We start from the raw sequence: 19,830 nt of genomic DNA on the forward strand, positions 1-19,830 counted from the left end.
ACGCCGCGCGAGTTGGTCAGGGTTTCGCGGCCACCGCGCCGAACTGCGGGACTGCGGCGGGGCAGTCGGCCCCGGCGCGCCATCGCGCGTCCAGACTGCGGACAATGCCGCCCACCGCTGTCCGCAGTTCCACCAGTTCGTCCGCCACGACCCGAGTCACACCGTTTCCCGCCGCCGACAATGCGGTCGGAATCGATGTCGGCCTTCACCATCTGCTGACCCTGTCCACCGGGGAGAAGGTCGCCAACCCCCGGCATGAGCGCCGCGACCGCGCCCGGCTCGCCAGGGCCCAGCGGGAGCTGTCCCGCACGGCCAGGGGTGATGGTGCCAACCGGGCCAAAGCCCGGCGTAAGGTGGCCAAGGTCCATGCCAGGATTGCCGACCGGCCCGGGACATGCTCCACAAGCTGACGACTCGGCTCGTGCGTGACAATCACACGCTCGTGATCGAGGACCTGACGGTGCGCACCATGGTCAAAAACCACGCGCTGGCCCGGGCCATCGCGGACGCGAGCTGGAGCGAGTTCCGCTGCATGCTGGAGTACAAGGGGGCCTGGTACGGGCGTCAAGTGATCGTGGTGGACCGGTTCTTCCCCTCCTCCAGGCTGTGCTCCGTCTGCGGCAGTCTGCAGGAGAAGATGCCGCTCAGCGTCCGCAGGTGGGCGTGCGGCTGTGGTGCGGTCCATGACCGGGACGTGAACGCGGCGAACAATCTTCTGGCCGCCGGGCTGGCGGTGTCTGTCTGTGGAGCTGGTGTAAGACCTCAACGGAGTTCTCCGGGCGGGCAGTCGGCGACGAAGCAGAAAACCCCACGGCGCGAGCCGTAGGAATCCCCTCTCGTTCACGAGGGGGAGGAAGTCAACCTGAAGAAGTCGGTTCCGACCGACCTGCCTCCGGAGTTCGCCGCGGCCGCGGTCGACACCCCGATGTCCGACGCGGATCGCTCGTTCGTCACCGTGATGAGCAGGGTGCTCGGCCCGAAGGGCACGGCGGCCTATGCGGACCTGATGAGGAATCCCGTAATAGATGCCGCCGGTGAGAGGTTCGAGCGGCTGCCCGCCGACGCCGACGAGCAGACCCGCGCCGACGTCGCCGAAGGGCTGGTCGCCTTCGTGCACTCGCTGTACCGGCAGCACCCGGGTCTGAGCACCTTGCCCGCGGACGCCCCGCGCGGCGAGAAGTTCGCGAAGAAGACCGTCGGCCAGGCCGTCCAGGACATCTACAACGACGCCCAGGTGGACGTCCTGCGCCGGTTGGGCGTCCTGCTCGCCGAAGCGCGGCGGGGCACCGAACAGCCTGGCAGCACCGGGACCTGAGCGCACTTACGTCGGCGGCTGCCGACTGTGACGCAGCGACCGGGCGAGAGTTTCAGCGACATCAGCGCGACTGCCTGACCGTGAAACTCAGCCGGCCCGAGTGAAACGGGACCGATACCGGGATCGTCACAAGCAAAGACGGGCGAAGAATCAGCCAATCCAGATCGCTACGGCCTCGTGCGTCCCACCACCGCCCATACCGCTGGACGTTGAAGCCGAACTCCAACGTCTGTTCAGCCTGATCGCGCTCCCCAACTCTCGTGCCTCGCCTGCCATCCGCCCCTCACAGCGGCCAGGCGGTCAGCAAATCGCCGGGACCGTAGGTGGCGTCAAACCCCGGACAGTCGGCTCCACTACGCGAAACCGCCACGACTGGAACAGGTTCGTCGGTGAGGGCGGCCCGGTGTCGATAGAGAGCGGCCAAGTCGTGCCGGTCGAAGGGCGACTGCTCCAGCCACTTGATGGAGCCAACGAAGAGCAGTTCCTTGGCAATGGGAGCGCAATCCGCCCCGACGATATCGATCTCGACATCGTTGGTACGGGTCCAGTAGCCGCCCACTGCGGGGGTCGCGGGAAGCCGAAGGTCGGGCAGTATCCGCGCCAGGGCCTCGCGGACAAGGGGCTCGACGGCCCGGCCGCGCCAGCTGGTCCAGTGCTCCCGGATCCGCGCCAAGGTCAGATCGCCCCGCCCCCGCTCGATCTCCTCCATGGAGGGGCCGAGCAGGTGCAGCCGCCAGCGGCGGAGCCGCGGGACGAGCTGGACGTCCGGCCGGTCCTTGAGTACGAGGTTCTGTTCCTCGCCCTTGCGCGTCTTGTCCTCGGGGAGCCACACAAGGACGCGATCGTCCATGACGGTCAGGTCCTCGATCTGTGGGTGGCGTCGTTGTGTTGGTGCGCCGCCGGCGGCGAACATGCGCGTCATCGGCTCCGCCTTGCCCGTGGCGTCGAGGAGGATCTCCTGTACGGGGGTGTCGGCCAGCGGGCTGAGGGTGAAGGCGTAGGACTGGGTAAGGCTGTTGTCCTTCCGCGCGGTGACCCGGTAGACCTCGTGCAGGTAGTGCAGGTAGTGCAGGTAGTGCAGGGGCGGGGCCTGCCTCGATCGACATGCCGCACCCGGCCTCGACCTGGAAGGGCAGGAAGTCGAGGAGGCCGCAGAGGTCGTCGGCGTAGGTCGGGTTGCCCCGTGGCTTTGTCGGTGGAACCTGACTCCACTTGTCGCTCAGGGCCGAGAACGCCTTGTTTCGCCGGGGGTGATGTCTGTGAGTTCTGGCAACGCTTGAGGGATTGCGGTGGGAGCATGGACGTGCTCTGCGGGATGAGACCGCGATGGCGCCGCCGAAGTCCAAGGTCGACTTGTACGCGGCGATCCGTGCCACGACCGAGTACGCGTGCGCTGAACACGCTAAGCCGGGCGGGGGAGCGAGTTGAGGCCGCCGATCGCGATGTCGGTGGCCCTTTGAACGGCTTTGTAGGTCTGCTCCGGCCGGGTGCCCCGCTTTTGGCATGCGGCGACGACGACCTTGATCGCCCCGACCAGCGAGCCCACCGCCGCGGCGGCCTCGACGAGGTCCAGCTCGGGGCAAGCGAGGTGGAGCGCTTCGGTCAGCTGTAGCTGGATGTCGAACAGCAGGTGCAGTTCGCGTGCCTGAAGTGCCGGGACCGACGCGATCAGCCGGGTCCGAGCTGGGCCGACCTTCCGCGCCAACTCCGAGTCCGTGTCCGCGAAAACACTCTGGTCGATGACGCGCCGCAGCAGGTCGGCCGCCGGTTCGCCGGGCTGCCGTTCTCTGATGATCTCGACCGCGCGCTCCAGCCGTGACCTGTCGTCGAAGAAGACGATGTCGTCCTTGCTGTCGAAGTAGCTGAAGAAGGTCCGTGTCGCGATGTCTGCGGTGGCCGCGATCTCCGCCACGGTTGTCTGGTCGTAACCCTTCTCGGCGAACAATCGCAGGGCGCCTTCGATGAGCGCTTGCCTCGTGCGCATCTTCTTCCGCTGGCGCAGCCCTGGGTCGCTGGTCACGACAGCACCTTACCGCACGCGATGTAATTTTGCATTTATTGACGTTTTGCATCGAGTGCTGTTTTATCGGGAGGTCCGTACCGACCGAGGAGCGGCCGATGGAGAGCACGTCCCCGGCAGGAGTCATGCCCACGGACCGCCAGAACCCGTTCGATCCGCCCGAGGAACTGCGCCGCCGGCATAGGCTCGGCCCAATCCATCGGATGACCTACGCCGACGGTGGCCGGGGGTGGTTGGTGACCGGCTTCGCCGCAGCGCGGGCGATCCTGGCAGATCCTCGATTCAGCGTCCGCCAGGACCACATGCGCTCACCGAGTGCCCAGCCGGCAACGTCGCCCGTGCCGCCGGGATTCTTCCTCCGCATGGACCCGCCCGAGCACGACCACTATCGGCGGTTACTCACCGGTGACTTCACGGTGCGCCGGATAAAGCTCCTCGAGCCGGAGATCGAAGCGATCGTCAATGACCAGTTGAACGCGATGGAGCTCGCCGGGGGCCCGGCCGACCTGTTCAAGACATTCGCGCTGCCGATCCCGTCACAAGTGATCGGCGAACTGCTCGGCGTGCCCTACTCCGACAGGCAGGTGTTCCAGCGCAACGCCGCCACACTCGTCGACCTCACACCAGAACGCCGGCAACAGGCGGTCAGCGAGCTCATGGCATATCTACGGGACCTGCTGCGCCACAAGCGTTCCTGGCCAGAGGAAGATGTGCTCAGCGGGCTCGCTGCGCAAGAGGGACTTACTGCGGACGAGAGGGCCGGACTGGCGCTCCTGCTCCTGATCGCCGGGCATGAGACGACGGCGAACATGCTTGCGCTGGGCACTTTCGCTCTGCTGGCCAACCCCGCACAGTTGGCCGAGGTCCGCGGCAAGGAGGAAGACGCCCCTGCGGTGGTCGAGGAGCTGCTGCGTCACCTCACGATCATCCATCACGTGGTCCGCGTCGCGCGCGAGGACATCGAGCTCCACGGCTGCCTGATCAAGGCCGGCGAGTCCGTCACCGTCGCACTTTCCGCGGCGAACCGGGACGCTGACCATTTCGCCGACCCGGACGCGCTTGACCTCACCCGCTCCACGGCCGGGCACCTCGCGTTCGGTCACGGCCTCCACCGGTGCCTCGGGCAGCGACTGGCCCGCGCCGAAATGCGCATCGCCCTCCCCGCACTGCTTCGCCGCTTCCCGGCACTACGTCTCACTGTCGCGCCCGAGGAAGTGCCACTGCGGTCGGCCATGACGGTCTACGGCGTGTATGAACTTCCGGTCACCTGGTAAGCAGATCAAGGTCGAGAAGAACGACGTGTGCTCGGTGACCTGTGTCGGCGGCCACTTCACATTCCCCAGGTACGGCCAGATACATGATCACAGTCGGTGATCGATGAGGGCTGGGTCACAGCGGGCCTCCAAGAACGCCTGGTAAGCACGGCGTATGGAGGAACTTGCACGGCTCAGCGACATCGAGCAGGCCGCGGCCGGCGACGGACATCCGGTCTGGGCCGCCCAGGGGCAAGGCGGTGACGGCCTGGGACCGGGGGTACGGGCCTGGTGCCACGGCGCGGCGCTGGCGGTGGCGAGCCCGAATCCTCAGCAGGACCGGCTTGCGGTCAAGGGCGACGGCGCCGACGTGGCCGTGTTGGTGCGGCGGATCCTGGAGGAGATCGGCCCGTCCTACCGAGTCTTGGGGGAAGCTGCCTTGATCGATGCGCTGGTGCGGCAGCTGCCCAACCTGGCGCCGGTCCACAACTTCTTCTGGATGGAGGCCACGTCCCCATCCGGTGCCGCCGCCGCAGGCGTGCGGTGGCTGAACGCCCGCGAGGAGAAGGAGGCGACCTCGCTGTTCGACCGCTTCTTCCCTGACTCCTACGCACAGCCGGGACGCGTGGGCATGCGCCACTGGGCCGGGGTCGTCGGCGAGGTGGACAGCAGCGTCGGGGCGAAGCCGCTAGCGGTGGCGGCGGACGCATGGTCCGCGGCCGGGTGCGGGTTCATGGGCGGGGTGGTCACCCACCCCGCCGCCCGCGGACGCGGTCTTGCCCGGGCCGTGTGCGGCTTCGTCGTGGACGCCCTCGTCAACCAGCACGGCCGCGCCGCGCTCATGGTGCTCACCGGTAACGCGCCGGCCATCGCCACGTATGGACGCCTCGGCATGGCCAAGCGCCTGTTCGGGGCGGCGCACATCGCGGCCCGGTGAGGCCAGGGCTCCACCGTGGCAAGCCGACCCTGGCTCGCTCACGCAGAGTCCGCGGTAGCGGGATCTACGGAGGCCGAGTGCCTGGACGCCTTGCGAGATGGTGCCCTCGACGCCGGCGCGGTGTCTGTAGCGTCGTCGCCACTGGTCGGTGTCCTGCTCGGGCCGGGCCTGCTGGAGGATCTCGTGCTCTTCCCTCGGACGGAAGGTCAGGGAGCGGCCGTGCCGGGAGTCGGTGCAGTCGGCCCGCAGTGGGCATGGGCCGCAGTCCCGTGGGGAGAAACGGACACGGGTGACGGGAGTGCCCCGGTGGCTGTGGGTGGCGCTCCAGACCGTGTTGGTCCTGCCGCCCGGACAGGTGACGGTGGACTGGTCCCAGTCGACGGTGAAGCGTGTGTTGTCGAAGAAGTCTCCTGCCACCTGCTTCTTGTTGGTCACTTTCCCGACCGGGCCGACGAGATCGATGCCGTGGTCGCGGCGGGCGTGGTGGATCTGCTCGGCATCGACGTATCCGGCGTCCACCAGGTGTTCGTCCGGCAAGAGGCCGCGCTCGGCCAGGACGGCGTGGATGTCCTCCAGCACCGCGTCGTCGGTCACTGGTGCCGGGGTGGTGTGGATGTGGGTGATCAGGTGCGGGGCGTCGGGCTCGCAGGTCTCGCTGAGGTGGACCTTGTAGCCGGACCAGCCCAGATCCCGCTTCGCCCCGGTCCTCGCATCGGGCTCGTGCGGGGTGCGTAAGCGGATCAGGCCGGGCGGAGTGTTCTTCGGCTCTCGCCAGCGCACCACGTCGTCGGCCTGGTGGAACTGCTGCACCCAGGTCCGGCGCAGGAACTCCACTGCGGGCAGAGCCCGCAGTTCAGGCGGAGCCGCAGACGACCAGACCGCCTGGAGCAGCACGATGCCGTCCGCCCCGCACTGGTCACCGTGCTCGACCCGGGCAGCCCACCGGGAGGGGAAACGGCTGTCCTCCGGCCGGGCCGAGTAGCGGTCGAACCACTCCGGCGCCGCCACCGTCGCCAGCCACTCCCCGGCCGTCCCGGCAACCTGGTTAAGCGCCGCCCGCAGCGTCTCGACCACGAACTCCAGCCGGCTCAGGTCCCTGGTCACGGCCAGCACATGGGTGGCGTCCGTGCGCTGCCGCTTTCCTGCCTTGACCAGTCCCGCGTCACCGGCCGCCCTCAGCACCGCGTCGAACACCGCCCGGCCCGCGTCCGCCTGGGCCAGCCGGGCCCGGAACTCACTCAGCACGGAGAAGTCGAACCCGGTGTCGGCCAGTTCCAAGGACAGGGCGTACTTCCAGTCCAGACGTGAGCGGACCGCGTGCGCAGCCTGCCGGTCGGTCAGCCCCTCCACGAACTGGAGTACCGAAACCAGTGCCAGCCGGGCCGGCGACACCGCCGGACGCCCCCGCTCCGGGAACAGCTCCTCACACTGGGAGTCGGCGAAGACCGGCCCGAGCACATCCCGCACCCGCATCGCCAGACACCCCTTCGGGAACACCGCCCGCGCCAACCGCACGGTCTCCTCCTTCCACCCCACGCAACGACACGAACCCACCCCAGAAACACGATGACGGCCTGCACAACCCCAACGGGGTTGTGCAGGCCGTCATCACGCAGATCCCGGATTTACCAACAGCGTCGGCAGATGGGTGGGGCTATTCCGTTACCTGCGACGATCCCGTCAGGACTGTCCACACCTGGCGCCCTGCGGCGCAACAGTGCAGCGTCGCCCGAGCACTCTTTGAGCAGAAGATGGACTGGCCGTGCAAGCCGCGTCAGCAGTTCAATTTGAGACAGTGGTGCGTCAGCTCAACTTGAGTGGGACACCCTGGGCTGGAATTCTTCATGATTCAGGTTTCGCGCATTGCGCCCGATTGAACGGTGACACAGATTTGCGAAGAATATTTACAGCTTTGGCTCTTGTGCTGGCGAGCCTATTCGGGCTGACGGTGCAGGTTGCTACACCGGCGCTTGCCATCATCGATGGCCGACCGACGACCACCTTGAACGGGCAGGTGCAGTTCTGGGTGGAAGGAGATTACGCATGCGCCGGAACTCTCATCAATGTCAAGTGGGTTCTGACCGCGAGGCACTGCGTCGAGGACACGGGGGCCAGCACCGGGAACAGTTTCATCCTCATCGGTGACCATCGGCTTGGAGAAGGTGCGTCGCACACGATCAATCGAATGATCGTGAACCCGACCATGGATGCCGCGCTCCTCGAATTGTCCGCGGCGTCGAACCAGCCGCACCAGGTGGTCGGCTACGGGCTCGGATCGCCGCAAGTCAACCAGCTCGTGAGCACTCGGGCCTGGGGTCCCTGGGATCCGAACAGTGAAGCTGATTCGGATGTCCTGAGGGCTGCGACACTCAGAGTCAGGGACAATTCCTACGACTATCCGGATATTGGTCCCCCCGGCGTCACACTTGATTTGGATGACATTAACCAAGGTGTACCCGAAGGAGGCGATTCCGGGGCCGGTGTGTACTTCCAGGGTAGAATATTCGGTGTGCTGCACGGCGGCGATGGCGCCTCGCTCGCCATGGCACTCAAGACCGACGCGATAGCTCCCTGGATTCAGCAGGTGAGCGGAGTGCAGCCATGGTCCACTTCATCAGCGTCGAATCTGCGGATCATGCCGCTGGGGGATTCCATCACGTATGGGGTCGGGAGTTCGACGCTCGCGGGGTACCGGAAGGATCTGCTGGCCGAGTTGTCCGGGGTCGATAATGTCAATTTCGTCGGTTCCCAGAATTCCGGTAGCGTGTCCGATGCCGATCACGAGGGTCATCCCGGGCGGAGGATCGACGAGATCGCCAAGGTGGCGGACTGTTCCATTCCGTTGAGTGAACCGAATGTCGTGCTGCTCGATGCCGGTACCAACGACATCAATCAGGGCCAGCTGGCCGAGGCCCCCGGACGCCTGGGATCCCTGATCGACCAGATCCTCGCCGACGTACCGTCCGCAGTGGTTTTGGTGTCGGAAATGGGACCGAGCACCAACACGGCACTTCAGCCGAAACTCAAGGCATTCAACGACAACATCCGGCAGGTCGTCGCCGCCCGCGCCCAGCAGGGCAAACACGTCCGTGTCGTCGAACAGAACCTGACCACCGCCGACTTGTCGGACGTCGGCACCGTGCACCCCAATGACGCCGGCTACAAGAAAATGGCGTCAGCCTGGGCCGCCGCCATCTACGACGTCGCATACCGCGGCTGGCTCAAGAACCCGGCCGCGCCCGCACAGGACGCCAGCAACTGCGGCACCCCCGACCCCACCAACATCGGTGACGACTGGAAGTCAATGGGAGTCGTCGCTCCCGGCATGGGCGGCGCAGCAGGCCGTATCGACCTGGTGGAACTCAACGGCGACAACCGGGCCGACTACGTGAAAATCTTCCCCAACGGATCGGTACGCGCCGCCCTCAACACAAAGGGCACCAACGGAAAACCGGACTGGGTCGACCAGGGCACCATCGCCCCCGGAGTCGGCCAGCCCGGCGAATCAGTGCGCTTTGCCGACATGAACGGCGATGGCCGGGACGACTACCTGATCCTGGGCGCCAAAGGCTCCGTATGGTCCTACCTGAACGACCGCGGCACTGACGGGAAATTCCACTGGACGAATCAAGGCCGCCTCTATCCGTACTTCCACGGCACGAAGCCGGTCGGAGACGAAAGTGGCATCGACCTGGGCTGGGAGCGCGAGGACGTGCGCCTGGCCGATGTCTCCGGTGACGGCCAGGACGACTACCTGGTCGTGGGACCGGCCGGCTCCATGGACGCCTACCTGCGTGCCCCGGACATGCTCACCTGGACCAAGATCGACACCTTTGCCACGGGTGTCACGGCCGGCCCCCGGGCTCGGATGAGGCTCGGTGACGTCAACGGGGATCGCAAGGCGGACTACCTCATCGTGGGCAGCACGGGCGCGGTCCACGCGTACATCAACCACATGCAAGGGATGTCCGACGGAAACTGGTCCGAGCACAAGTACTTCGCCAACCAGTCAAACTACCCCGACACAACCGTAGCCTTCCGTGACATCACCGGCGACGGCAAAGCCGACTACCTCGTCGTCGAAGGCGAGAAAATCACCGCCTGGGAGAACCTCGGCGGCATCAGCGGGACACCTACCGCGACGCCGTTGCAGAAGCTGAAGCAGTACTGCAACCTGTGGCGCGACGCCAGCTGGCTTGGGCAGGACACGGGCCGGGTCAGCGTCAACGGCAAATGGCTGTACCGCAAGAGCGTGCTCAACAACACCCGGCTGCTGTCGCTCGTGCCGGACGGACCACAGCCGACCAAGACCGTCGGCGACGGCATGCACCTGTCCGCCCGCTGGAACCCCGACGACGTCATCGGCGAGGATCCCATCATGATCGAGGTCAAGAACGGCGGCACGGTGCTCGGCACGATCACCCACGAGTGCAACGCCCGCGGCCAAATCAACCTCCCCGCCCTGCCCTGGACATAGCAGCAGGCGGTCGGCCCTCCTGCGGAAGTACACCTCCGAAGGAGGGCCAGGACGCGGCTGTGGCCCCCACCTCGGTGCGGGCCACAGCCGCGTCTGCTTTGCGTAGCACCCACGGCCTCGATGGCGTCCTCCGCGGCGCCGGCCCTGGCCGAAGAGGACGCCGCGTCAGCGAAGTAGTCCCGCCACCAGGTGACCTTCCCCTCGTTGGCCGGGGATGGTGCGTTGTCGGTGCCGGGCTGGCGGGATGTGTCCCGATAGGGGCCTGCCCGATGGTTGTGGCGTCCTCACGTTTCTGACCGCCCGGCGCGGCCCGGTACCGGCAATGCGACGCGCCGTCGGACCGGATAGGGGAACGGACATGTCCAGATCGACCATGTCCAGTACGCCGCCTGCTCCCAAGACCCGCCGCCGTCGCCCTGCGGGGGAGGTGATGCTGGGAGTGGATACGCAATCGGGCCAGGAAGTGGGGAGCCGTGAGGCGGCCCGGGAGGTCTTCCACCTGCTAGGACAGCTACAGCCAGGACCCCGCTTATAGGGGCTGTGATGCCGCAGGCCGCCCGGCTCGTGGAGCCCGCGCAGATCGTGGCGGAGTTCGGCACCAGCAAGTCCCGGATCAGCGAGTGGAGCAAGGACCCGGACAGCGGCTTTCCGCCGGTAGTGCGCACCACGGGTTGCGCGAGTGCCGAAGCGACGCCAGGGTCGCCGAGTTCTTTGCCAGGCGCGCCCCAAAGAAGCGCGTCCTGCCGGCAGCAGTACTCGAGGCCCACCAGGGCGGGTTGAACAAGGCAGCGGCCGTAACCCAGAGGCGGTCTCGACCGCCGCCTTACCCGTATTCCGGTGTGCGCGGCGGCCGTTCCTTGTGGGCCAAACGACCGGCACACTCGGCGACCGGGCCGGGCTACTGTGCCCGTCGTACGGGGCTGACACCGGCCGTGGCGGTCGCGCATGACCTCACCCGCAGGGCGATGCACGACTGACAAAGTTCCCTGCATGAACAACAAAGTTCGAAGTCCGCGATGACCCTAAGGTCCATGAGCGAGGCCAGCGAAAAGGGGCGTCACACTCCCGCATCACGAGCCTTGTCCAGACCATCCTCTGCCTGCATCACGCCAGCTCAGACCGAGGATGGAAAAGGCTCACCGTACGGACCGTTTGTGATACCCCTCTCCTGCAAAGAGAAAGGCAACATAGTGCGTTCTATTTACCGGCGGTCTCGGGTGACGGTCACTGGCATACTGCTCAGCGCAGTGGCGGCAGTCGGGCTGCAAGCGACCCCAGCCCAGGCCGCATACGGCGTATGCAACACCACTGCGACCTACGGAGGAGAGGTGTCCATCAGGATTCCAGCACGAACCGACAACGGGATATCCTGCTACATCGCCTACGGGACGGGCTCAGAAGGCGCAGTCAAGGCAGTTCAGGACGCCATCTACTTCTGCTACCGAGGGACCACCGCCTACAACAGAATGATGGACGCCGGCGGGCGCGATGGGATCTACGGAAACGGCATGGTCAGTGCCATGAAGTGGCTCCAGGCGAACAAGCTCGGCCTCTCCGGCTCGGACGTTGACGGCGTCTACGGTCCGACGGTCCGCGATCGGCTTGAGTGGCCACTCCGCTGGGTTGGCGGAACGCCTGTTGGGGTCGGGGACTGTAGCAAAACTTGGTGAGCTGCTGACCGTCCCTCAACAACGCCCTTTGGCGGGCGCAGATGCCGATGGACGTGCGAGCAGCGATCAGTCGGGCGGGCGGGAACGCATACCAGGCACACGGAAGCCGGCCACACCGGTGGCTGGTCCAATACCCGCCGCCGAGTACAAGCAGATTCATGCCGAGGGCTCTTGCATGTACTGCGGTGATGCGGCGACCGAGGTCGATCACGTGCGGCCACTGAAGTCTTTCCCGACTGGCGGTGCTGACCGCGAGTTGGACGGTCCTGCACAACGACGAGGCTCCTGGTAGACGGGCTCTCGACCAAGATCACCCGTTTCTGCCAGGAGCTACGTGTGCTTGTCCACCCGTCCTCGATTGATCTGTCCAGCCGCACCTTGCGGTTCCTGACCGGACGACTGACGGTCAGGCAGCAGGACATCGGGACGCGGTCCGCGTCCGCCACCGCCTTGCCTTGGCGGAGCTCCGCGGCGAGCGTTGCCGATCCCCTCTTCGCCAGCTGGGCACGCGCCAGGAGAGCGCGGGCGTTCTCCGTCAGGTCCTTCGATTGGATGCATCTCTTCTTCGCCTGCTCCAGTTCACGCAGGAGCTTGTTGTGGCCGAGGACAAGGCGCGAGTTGTCGAATGGTCCTGCCTAGCGGTCAGATGTGACCACAGAAGGCCCGTGTGGCGAGTGGGGCGGGATGAACCGCCCCGGGTTCGGTAGAGATCTCGGACTGTGGTTGTGACCTGGGGTTTCGTGGATTCCATGGAGTGATTGGCCTCGTACTCGACGGGCGGAACGTGGCCTATCTCACCGTGAAGCCTGCGGTGGTTGTACGAGTCGGCCCACTCGGCGGTGGCCAACTCGACCTGGGAGAGCGACTTCCAGGGCCGCCGGGGCTTGATCAGTTCGGTCTTGTAGAGGCCGATCGTGGATTCCATCAGGGCGTTGTCGTATGCGTCGCCGACCGAGCCGATGGAGGCTGCGATGCCGTCGCGGTCCAGGTGCTCGGCGAGCTTGAACGAGGTGTATTGCCCGGATTCAACCGGTCGTTGCAACACCGGCTTCTTGGACCAATAGTAGATGCTCGTTCAGGACTTCGGCGGGTGCCTTCCAACCGAGGGTCTTGCGGGGCCTGTTGTTGAGTGCGAGAGCAACGGCCTCGAGTACATCCGCCGGCACACCTTCGCCACCCGCGCCGAGGCCCGGCTGAAGACCGCCACGTGGATCGCGGACTTCTACAACACGAAACGCCGTCACAGCGCGGCCGGCGGGAAGCCCCCCCGTCGAATTCGAACGGATCATCCAGGAAGCGCGAGCCCGGACCGATCAGGAAGGCCGGGCCGTATAACCAACGCCTCTACGCAACCAGGGGATTGACACAATCCGAGATCTCTGCAGAACCCGGGGTGGTTCACTGTCGTGTACTGGGGGAAGCTCCGGCGAGCACGGCTGGGTACACGGGGGAGTCCTCGTCGGTTTCTTGTTGGGTCGCTCAGCGGACCTGATGAGCAGAGCTCGCTTCAGAAAAGCCCGCCTCCAACCTTTGTGAGTCACTCACACTGCGCCCGCTGCCGGTACTGCGATGGGGAGCACCCCACATGTTTGCGGAATACCCGAGCGAAGTTCTCCGGGTTGGGGAAGCCGCAGCGCCTGCCCACTTGAGATATCCGCTCACGGTCCACTGCAAGCAGGTGGCGCGCGGCGTCGATACGCAATTCGGTCAGGTACTGCATAGGTGTCTTTCCGGTGGTAGCGGAAAACCGACGTAAGAAGTGGTAGCGGCTGAGATGGGCTTCCTTGGCCAACTGATCGAGCGTGATATCGGCTGATAAATTCTCGTCCATGTATGTGGTCACTGGGAGCATTTGCTCCGGACTGAGTCCTCCGGCCCGTGGCGATGTATTGCGTGGCTGGTGGAGTAGGTAATCAGCTAAGTAACGGGCTGCGCTAGTTGCATAGCGATCACCTGCACCTGCCTTCTGAGCGTGTAGCAAGGCAGGCACCATGGACGCGATGTGTGGATCGAAGGCGCGCAGTGTGTGTAATGCCGACAGGTCACGGACTGCGGTGGTGGGGTGTACGTCCATGGCGTGTCGAAGGGTCTCTGTGGACAGTTGGATGCAGGCGACTTCGAACGGTAGGCCCCCCAGCGGTGTCCGGCTGAGCCGGACCGGGTTGTTGGGCGTGATCCGGCAGATGTCTCCAGGCAGGAGTGTGGTAGATCGTCGGCCATAGCCGTCTCGCCCCTCAATCTGGCACGAACCCCGTAACGGCGTGATGATGGCAAAGCACCCGTCCGGCAGTTGGTACGTCAAGGTGCCATTGCCCTTGAGGGCGACGCGCCTTTCCATAAGCAGTGTTTGCCAGGGCAGGCTAGGCAGATCAGTCATGCAATTTTCCCTTGGTGGGGGTGGGGGGAAATATGATGCCCGTCGAAGTGTTCTCGACCTAAATGCAATTCTGCGGAGTGTCACGTGGGTTTGCGGTCGCCGGGCGGTCGGCTTACTGGGGCGACGGTGTTTACTGAAGCCTCAGTAGTCGCTTGCGGGCGTGCGCAGCAACGCAGAGGTCGGTGACCGGGCCGAAGTCGAAATGAAAGTTCATCGTGGCGCGAACGAACGAGGCCATCTCATTACCAATGACACTGATTACCAGCCCTGAAATTAGCGTGGCCAGCATGTCCGCCCGGGGCTGATTAGTTTGTGCAGGGTGAGCTGTCTGTGGTGAGGCGGCAGGAATCCGTGTGGTGGGAAATTTCGTTCTCCCTCTTCAGGCTTGTGGGGGCCGGCGCGCGAGGGCCCTGCAGGGTGCGGCTGTCGATCACCGACGCTAGTGTCCGCTTTGGGCAAGGCCAAGCGGATGGATACACGTGGGCAGGTGATGAGCAGAGATTGAGTTTGTTCGCGAGCCGACACCAAGCTGCAGGTCTACACCCGTGAGCCGTGATCACGGGACGTACAACTTGCTACGGGCCGACCGCGTGCGCATGGACGACAACCGCAGCGGCGGTGAGCAGCCCGTCGACGACGGCCCCGACGCCAAGCCGCCGCGACACGCTCGGTAGGTGGCGCTGACTGGAGCGCTCCAACCTGGCTGTCGCCGCTGCTACCGGCGTCATGTACCTCTAATCATGTCAGGCCCACCCACGACGATGTCATCGCCCTCAAGACCTCCTCCTTGACCCCGCATGCACCGCCGGGCAGACCGCCACTCTGCTGCGGACTTGGCCCACTGCCACCTGACGCCAGCAGGCCCGGTGCGACTTCTCGGGGCGCCGGGAGCAGTACCGGCCGCGCAGGGTGGTTGAGGCCCTTGTACTGACGTGCCCGGTCGCATACCGAGGCCGAGGGTTACCCCTTGCTCGGGGACACCCTGATCATTGGATCGTGAAGATCGATAGGACAGGAGTTCCCGTTGGGGACGTCGAAGTACTCGCCTGAGTTCCGGGCCGATGCCGTCGCGCTGTACAGGGCCAGGCCGGTGGCACTTACGCGTCCGTGGCCAAGGACCTGGGCGTCAACTACGAGACACTGCGCACGTGGGTGCGGGATGCCGGGCAGGCCGCCCAGCCACACCGCACACCCTCCTCGGCGCAGACCATGGCGACACGACGGACTTCCTCGTCCCCCAGGTGGCCGGTCGAGACCGCCGCGTCTTGGTCCTTGGCCAGTCCGATCACCTCGCGCATCTGTGGCAGCAGCCGACCGTTGCTGTCCAGGACGGTGATCCCGGGCTCCATCGCCAGACTCGATCGCACCCGCAGATTCCGCAGCCCGAAGGTGCCGACCCCGAGGCACCGCACGTGGTGGGCAGCGTGCAGGGGCGGTCCCCAGACCACGCGTGCCCCCTGGTCAAGGGCCGCCGCGACGGCGAGTGGATTGAGCCCGCCGACGAAGCCGTTCAACACGATCCCGCCGTAGACTCGATGCCGGGCACAGCCAGCGCGGCGATAGGCCCGGGTGGCGGTCGACTCGTGGTGGGCCTTGAACACCAGAGCGCCCATGCCCGCCTCCCGCGTTGCCCGGGCGAAGTCGGCCGCGTCACCGGAGCGCACGAAGAGATCCGGGCCTGCATGCACATGGGAGTCAATCGCTCCGGTGAGGTCGAACACGCTGTGACCACCTTCCCGCCGCTGTCACCCCCCCGCTCCGCCGTCAGTACCGTACGAGACCTGCTCGACGGGCGGGAATCGTCATAGGCCCGGAGGGTCCGCACGGTGAGCCCGGTTGATCGCGGAGACAGCGGCGTGCACCGCCGCGGTCGAGGCGTCGGCGGCGACGCCCGCACCCCATACGCGCGCCGGACCACCGCCGCTCAACCGGTCCGAGAACACGTCGGCCATCAGGTGGACCGCGTGCCGACTGCTGCCCGGCCGGCGCACCGGGTGCTCGGCGAGGTCGGCTGTCCGCAGCTGGATACCCAGGTCGCCCAGGCTGTCGGCGAGGGCGTCCAGCGCGGTGCCGCCACTGCCGCGCAGTTCCTTCTCGGCGCCATCGATCCGCAGGGCGAACGCGTACCCGTCACCGGACTCGTCGCCTCGCAGGCCGAGTACCTCCAACGGGCTGTCCAGGGAAAGGTACTCGTCGACGAACATGTCCCACATCCGGGCGGGATCAATCTCGCCGCCTTCCTCGTCGGTGACCTCCTGAACCAGTTGTGAGAACTCCTGCTGCAGCCCACGCGGCAGGGCCAGTGAGTGCTCGGTCCGCATGATGTAGGAGACGCCACCTTTGCCCGACTGCGAGTTGATCCGCACAACGGCCTGGTAGTCCCTGCCCACGTCACTCGGGTCGATCGGCAGGTAGGGCACCTGCCAGCGGGCCTCGCGCACCGTGACGCCCGCCTTCTCCGCCTCGACCGTGAGGGCCACGAGGCCCTTGTTGATGGCGTCCTGGTGGCTGCCGGAGAACGCGGTGAACACCAGGTCACCGGCGTAGGGGTGTCGCTCGTGCACCGGCAGCCCGGTGCAGGTCTCGGCGCTGCGGCGGATATCGTCGATGTCGGAGAAGTCGATCTGCGGGTCCACCCCGCGGCTGAGCAGGTTCATGCCGAGCGTGACCAGGCAGACATTGCCAGTCCGTTCGCCGTTGCCGAACAGACAGCCCTCGATCCGGTCCGCGCCTGCCTGGTAGCCGAGTTCGGCCGCCGCCACAGCGGTGCCGCGGTCGTTGTGCGGGTGCAGTGAGAGGACGATCGCGTCACGCCGGTCGAGGTTGCGGCTCATCCACTCGACGGAGTCCGCATAGACGTTCGGGGTGGCCATCTCCACCGTGGCCGGCAGGTTCACCACGGCCGGGCGGGCAGGCGTCGGCCGCCAGACGTCGACGACCGCATTAGCGACCTCTGCGGCGTACGACAACTCGGTCCCGGTATACGACTCGGGTGAGTATTCGAAGCGGATGTCCACGCCGGACATCCCCGCCGCCCGCTCGGCAACGTGCTCAGCGGCCGACACCGCGAGCGCTTTGATCGCCGCACGGTCCTGCCCGAACACCACGCGGCGCTGCAGCACAGACGTCGAGTTGTAGATGTGGACGGTGACCTTCGAAGCTCCGGCCACGGCATCGAAGGTGCGGTCGATGAGGTCCGTGCGGCAGGGGGCGAGTACCTGGATACGGACGTCCTCCGGGATCGCATCATCCTCGATGATCGACTGGACGAAGGCCAGGTCGGTGGCACTCGACGAGGGGAACCCCACCTCGATCTCCTTGTAGCCCATCCGGACCAGCAGGTCGAACATGCGCCGCTTCTGGACCGGGGACATCGGGGCAGGAAGGGCCTGGTTGCCGTCCCGCAGGTCCACCGCGCACCACATCGGCGCCCGGGTGATGACCTGGTCCGGCCATGTCCGGTCCGGAAGTCCGATCGGTTCGACCTCTTCGGCGTAAGACCGGTAGCGATGGGCGGGCATCCCGCTTGCGCGTTGTAGGTTCCATGTGTCCCGCCCTGAGGACGTGGCGCGGTTCTCGGTGGACGGAGGCACCGTCTGGTCGCGGGTCATGCCTGCTCCCTGAAGGTTATGCGGTGGGGGCTCTGCGATGCCCCGCTGGCCCTGCCGGGGATTGCCCGTGCGACACGGCGGGACGACGACACATCGGGGTAGGGCGCATCATCCAGCAATAAAGATTCAGGATGCATCATTCGCTTTCAACTGCGGCCGGGGACTGAGGTATCCAGAACCACGAACTTCTCGCGTCGGGATGCATGAATAAGCGCATCTCCCGGAATAGGTTGACAACACCGCCCATCGGACCCGATGGAAGCGGGAAACCGGCCTCAGATTAAGGTCGTCCCGCGTTACGGTCAAGCGAACCTACAGATCGCGCTGAGGACGGCGCCTTTCGTGTATTCATACGGACACGAAAGTTGGTTCCTGCTGGTCGTTGGTCGCATGTTGTTGACGATCAGCGACCTATGCTCATAGCTTGGTTTTGCTTGGGTGCTGCCGAGTGAGGAGAAGTTCCCCGGTATGAACCATATAGACGAATCCGAGATGTCTGCGGGAACGCTGGTCGAAGTCCTGAGAAAGCGTTCAGCCGATTCTCCGGACGACATGTTCTGCGCATTCCTGTCCGGCAGTGTGGAGGTCGCGGAGCAGGCAAGCTGCGCGGAACTCGACCGCTCGGCCCGGGCGCGTGCCGTGCTGCTCCAGCAACGCGGTATTGCCGGCGGCAACGTCGTGCTCGCCCACCCGTACGGTCTCGAATTTGTCAACGCCTTCGCCGGGTGCCTGCATGCGGGGGTTGCCGCCGCACCGGTCAAGATGCCGCGAGGCCAACGCGACCTCGACCGGCTCCGCCGCGTCGCCGACGCGGCCGGGACACGGATCGTGCTGATGGCTTAATCTTCCTCCGGCGCGCCGCAGCGCGCTTGTTCGAAATGGGTAATTTGTCGGCCTGATGCTGCGGACGATGTTGCCCTATCGGGCACCGACAGGGTTCCATCAGTGCAATATGCGGTACGCGATGCGGCAGCGCGGGACGGGCTGCGTGAAGGGATCGTGCCTGGTCACTGGCGTGCATCGGGGGTAAGTTCGGCGAATTGCCGCCGTCTCCAGTTTCCGTGTGGGTGCGTTTCGGCCAAGAGAAAGGCCGTCCTTGGCAGCGTCCATGGCCGTGGCGGATATTCCTCATGGCATGGCCCCACCTGCCCCCGGCTCGGCGTGCGAGGCGGCCTTTCCAGAGTAGGCCGACGGCGACCGCCGAATGAGCGGCTCGTGGCCGTGGCGGATGGGGCACATGTAACTGCGGCCATCACCGATGCCCGTGGGGCATCCGATAAGACAGGCTTGAGCGCGAGAATTCTGTATGCGGCGCACGATCGGTGCGCCGCCCAGGTGGAGCCCTCCGGCGGCAAGGGAGAGTGGGGACTTGAATCCGTTCGACGATCCTGATGGCGAGTTCTTCGTGCTGGTCAACCATGAGGGCCAGCACTCCTTGTGGCCGGCGTTCGTCGACGTACCGGACGGATGGGAGGTGGCCCACGAGCGGGACACCCGTGACGCCTGCCTCGCGTACGTCGAGAAGAACTGGACGGACATGCGGCCCAAGAGCCTCATCGAGGCCATGGGCAAGTGAGGTCGCCGTACAGCAGTTGCCCAGCAGGGCCTGACCCAGTCGGTGTGTCGGGAATCCGTACGGCCGGACGGTCGAGGGCGATAGCCAGAAGGCCGGCGGCAGGCGCAGTGCCGCCCGCCGTACCTCTGGCCGGACCGGAGTGTGACAGTGGGCAGAGGCCGCCGTGGAATGAGGCCAGCGCCCCCGACCTCCTCGGGGTGGCAATGCGGTGCCTCCGGATCCGTATACGCAGCAGGACATCCTGGACCGCTTCGGGATCAGCGATCCACGGGTGCGTTCGGTATTCCTCAACAGTGCTATCGGACGACGGCACCTCGTTCTGCCGCCTCCCGGTCCTGCCGCGAGACGCAGGAGCGGCTCTAGCGTAAACATGCGACGTGGGGGAGAGAGTCGCTGCGTGCCTGCCTAACCTCGGGCTTTCACGAGCAGTGCCGTCAACCGCTTGATCAGAGATGCGAGGAGCGCTCCTGACCTGACCCTATGAGGGCCGGGGCCCCATTCGGGCGGGCCCGGAGGACCATCGGTTGCGGATGGTTCGGACTCGAGGAGGAGGCCCGGGATGCAGGCTTGTGTCGGGATTGATGTGCACCGCCG

Annotated in this window: 15 protein-coding genes and 4 pseudogenes; 11 read left to right on the forward strand and 8 right to left on the reverse strand. The window is 65.9% G+C overall.

Going from position 1 to position 19,830, the window contains the following annotated elements; all coding sequences use genetic code 11:
• Positions 1-16 precede the first annotated feature (16 nt).
• Positions 17-160, reverse strand: coding sequence for a hypothetical protein (locus ACTWQR_RS49795; RefSeq protein ID WP_443233981.1), 144 nt, complete (start codon positions 158-160; stop codon positions 17-19).
• On the opposite strand from ACTWQR_RS49795, the pseudogene ACTWQR_RS49800 reads away from it, so the two are divergent.
• Together ACTWQR_RS49800 and ACTWQR_RS49805 are read left to right on the forward strand one after the other, a co-directional pair.
• Positions 156-826 (forward strand): annotated as a pseudogene (locus tag ACTWQR_RS49800) (RNA-guided endonuclease TnpB family protein); the annotation flags it as partial. The gene ACTWQR_RS49795 and the pseudogene ACTWQR_RS49800 sit on opposite strands and share 5 nt — an antisense overlap.
• A 99-nt stretch (positions 827-925) precedes the next feature.
• Positions 926-1,315 (forward strand): hypothetical protein, encoded by a 390-nt coding sequence (locus ACTWQR_RS49805; protein WP_443233966.1) that lies wholly within the window; start codon positions 926-928, stop codon positions 1,313-1,315.
• Positions 1,316-1,598: 283 nt separating this feature from the next.
• Here the strand turns inward: ACTWQR_RS49805 and ACTWQR_RS49810 are convergent.
• A pseudogene (locus ACTWQR_RS49810) lies at positions 1,599-2,066 on the reverse strand (DUF234 domain-containing protein); the annotation flags it as partial.
• Positions 2,067-2,717: 651 nt separating this feature from the next.
• Complete coding sequence (locus ACTWQR_RS49815) at positions 2,718-3,335, reverse strand: TetR/AcrR family transcriptional regulator (protein ID WP_443233967.1); 618 nt, start codon at positions 3,333-3,335, stop codon at positions 2,718-2,720.
• A 98-nt stretch (positions 3,336-3,433) separates the two neighbouring features.
• Here ACTWQR_RS49815 and ACTWQR_RS49820 point away from each other — a divergent pair, with 98 nt between their 5' ends.
• Complete coding sequence (locus ACTWQR_RS49820) at positions 3,434-4,609, forward strand: cytochrome P450 (RefSeq protein ID WP_443233968.1); 1,176 nt, start codon at positions 3,434-3,436, stop codon at positions 4,607-4,609.
• Positions 4,610-4,763: 154 nt separating this feature from the next.
• Positions 4,764-5,525 carry a GNAT family N-acetyltransferase gene (locus tag ACTWQR_RS49825; protein ID WP_443233969.1) on the forward strand — a complete coding sequence of 254 codons (762 nt, stop codon included), beginning with the start codon at positions 4,764-4,766 and terminating at the stop codon, positions 5,523-5,525.
• A gap of 57 nt (positions 5,526-5,582) precedes the next feature.
• Here the strand turns inward: ACTWQR_RS49825 and ACTWQR_RS49830 are convergent.
• Positions 5,583-7,079 (reverse strand): annotated as a pseudogene (locus tag ACTWQR_RS49830) (IS1182 family transposase); the annotation flags it as partial.
• Positions 7,080-7,446: 367 nt separating this feature from the next.
• Between ACTWQR_RS49830 and ACTWQR_RS49835 the strand changes: the two are divergent.
• Both ACTWQR_RS49835 and ACTWQR_RS49840 read left to right on the forward strand, forming a co-directional pair.
• On the forward strand, positions 7,447-10,002 hold the full coding sequence (locus tag ACTWQR_RS49835; protein ID WP_443233979.1) for a GDSL-type esterase/lipase family protein: 2,556 nt from the start codon (positions 7,447-7,449) through the stop codon (positions 10,000-10,002).
• Between the two features lie 1,031 nt (positions 10,003-11,033).
• Entirely contained in the window at positions 11,034-11,672 is a 639-nt protein-coding gene (locus ACTWQR_RS49840; protein ID WP_443233970.1) for a hypothetical protein, read from the forward strand.
• Positions 11,673-12,207: 535 nt separating this feature from the next.
• Here the strand turns inward: ACTWQR_RS49840 and ACTWQR_RS49845 are convergent.
• A complete protein-coding gene (locus ACTWQR_RS49845) occupies positions 12,208-12,714 on the reverse strand; it encodes an integrase core domain-containing protein (RefSeq protein ID WP_443233971.1) in 507 nt (168 codons plus the stop codon).
• A 151-nt stretch (positions 12,715-12,865) separates the two neighbouring features.
• On the opposite strand from ACTWQR_RS49845, the gene ACTWQR_RS49850 reads away from it, so the two are divergent.
• Positions 12,866-13,036, forward strand: a complete 171-nt coding sequence (locus ACTWQR_RS49850; RefSeq protein WP_443233980.1) for a hypothetical protein — start codon at positions 12,866-12,868, stop codon at positions 13,034-13,036.
• A gap of 173 nt (positions 13,037-13,209) precedes the next feature.
• Here ACTWQR_RS49850 and ACTWQR_RS49855 read toward each other — a convergent pair whose 3' ends face one another.
• A complete protein-coding gene (locus ACTWQR_RS49855; RefSeq protein ID WP_443233972.1) occupies positions 13,210-13,503 on the reverse strand; it encodes a helix-turn-helix domain-containing protein in 294 nt (97 codons plus the stop codon).
• 1,091 nt (positions 13,504-14,594) lie between these two features.
• On the opposite strand from ACTWQR_RS49855, the gene ACTWQR_RS49860 reads away from it, so the two are divergent.
• On the forward strand, positions 14,595-14,723 hold the full coding sequence (locus ACTWQR_RS49860; RefSeq protein WP_443233973.1) for a hypothetical protein: 129 nt from the start codon (positions 14,595-14,597) through the stop codon (positions 14,721-14,723).
• A 10-nt stretch (positions 14,724-14,733) separates the two neighbouring features.
• Positions 14,734-14,901: pseudogene (locus ACTWQR_RS49865) on the forward strand (fic family toxin-antitoxin system, toxin component); the annotation flags it as partial.
• 278 nt (positions 14,902-15,179) lie between these two features.
• Here the strand turns inward: ACTWQR_RS49865 and ACTWQR_RS49870 are convergent.
• Both ACTWQR_RS49870 and leuA read right to left on the reverse strand, forming a co-directional pair.
• Positions 15,180-15,770 carry a DUF6282 family protein gene (locus ACTWQR_RS49870; protein WP_443233974.1) on the reverse strand — a complete coding sequence of 197 codons (591 nt, stop codon included), beginning with the start codon at positions 15,768-15,770 and terminating at the stop codon, positions 15,180-15,182.
• 81 nt (positions 15,771-15,851) lie between these two features.
• Positions 15,852-17,660, reverse strand: a complete 1,809-nt coding sequence (leuA, locus tag ACTWQR_RS49875) for a 2-isopropylmalate synthase (protein WP_443233975.1) — start codon at positions 17,658-17,660, stop codon at positions 15,852-15,854.
• A gap of 438 nt (positions 17,661-18,098) precedes the next feature.
• Between leuA and ACTWQR_RS49880 the strand changes: the two genes are divergently transcribed.
• Both ACTWQR_RS49880 and ACTWQR_RS49885 read left to right on the forward strand, forming a co-directional pair.
• Positions 18,099-18,503, forward strand: a complete 405-nt coding sequence (locus ACTWQR_RS49880) for an AMP-binding protein (RefSeq protein WP_443233976.1) — start codon at positions 18,099-18,101, stop codon at positions 18,501-18,503.
• A 526-nt stretch (positions 18,504-19,029) separates the two neighbouring features.
• Positions 19,030-19,236 (forward strand): MbtH family protein, encoded by a 207-nt coding sequence (locus tag ACTWQR_RS49885; protein WP_443233977.1) that lies wholly within the window; start codon positions 19,030-19,032, stop codon positions 19,234-19,236.
• Positions 19,237-19,830 lie beyond the last annotated feature (594 nt).

It is taken from the genome of Streptomyces sp. 2A115, from assembly GCF_052245575.1.
Classification (GTDB): domain Bacteria; phylum Actinomycetota; class Actinomycetes; order Streptomycetales; family Streptomycetaceae; genus Streptomyces.

Bases quoted from the DNA above. Each gene is read 5' to 3' on its own strand.
- ACTWQR_RS49840 (WP_443233970.1), top strand. From the start codon at position 11,034: ATGAGCGAGGCCAGCGAAAAGGGGCGTCACACTCCCGCATCACGAGCC.
- ACTWQR_RS49805 (WP_443233966.1), top strand. From the start codon at position 926: ATGTCCGACGCGGATCGCTCGTTCGTCACCGTGATGAGCAGGGTGCTC.
- ACTWQR_RS49855 (WP_443233972.1), bottom strand. From the start codon at position 13,503: ATGGACGAGAATTTATCAGCCGATATCACGCTCGATCAGTTGGCCAAG.
- leuA (WP_443233975.1), bottom strand. From the start codon at position 17,660: ATGACCCGCGACCAGACGGTGCCTCCGTCCACCGAGAACCGCGCCACG.
- ACTWQR_RS49820 (WP_443233968.1), top strand. From the start codon at position 3,434: ATGGAGAGCACGTCCCCGGCAGGAGTCATGCCCACGGACCGCCAGAAC.
- ACTWQR_RS49825 (WP_443233969.1), top strand. From the start codon at position 4,764: ATGGAGGAACTTGCACGGCTCAGCGACATCGAGCAGGCCGCGGCCGGC.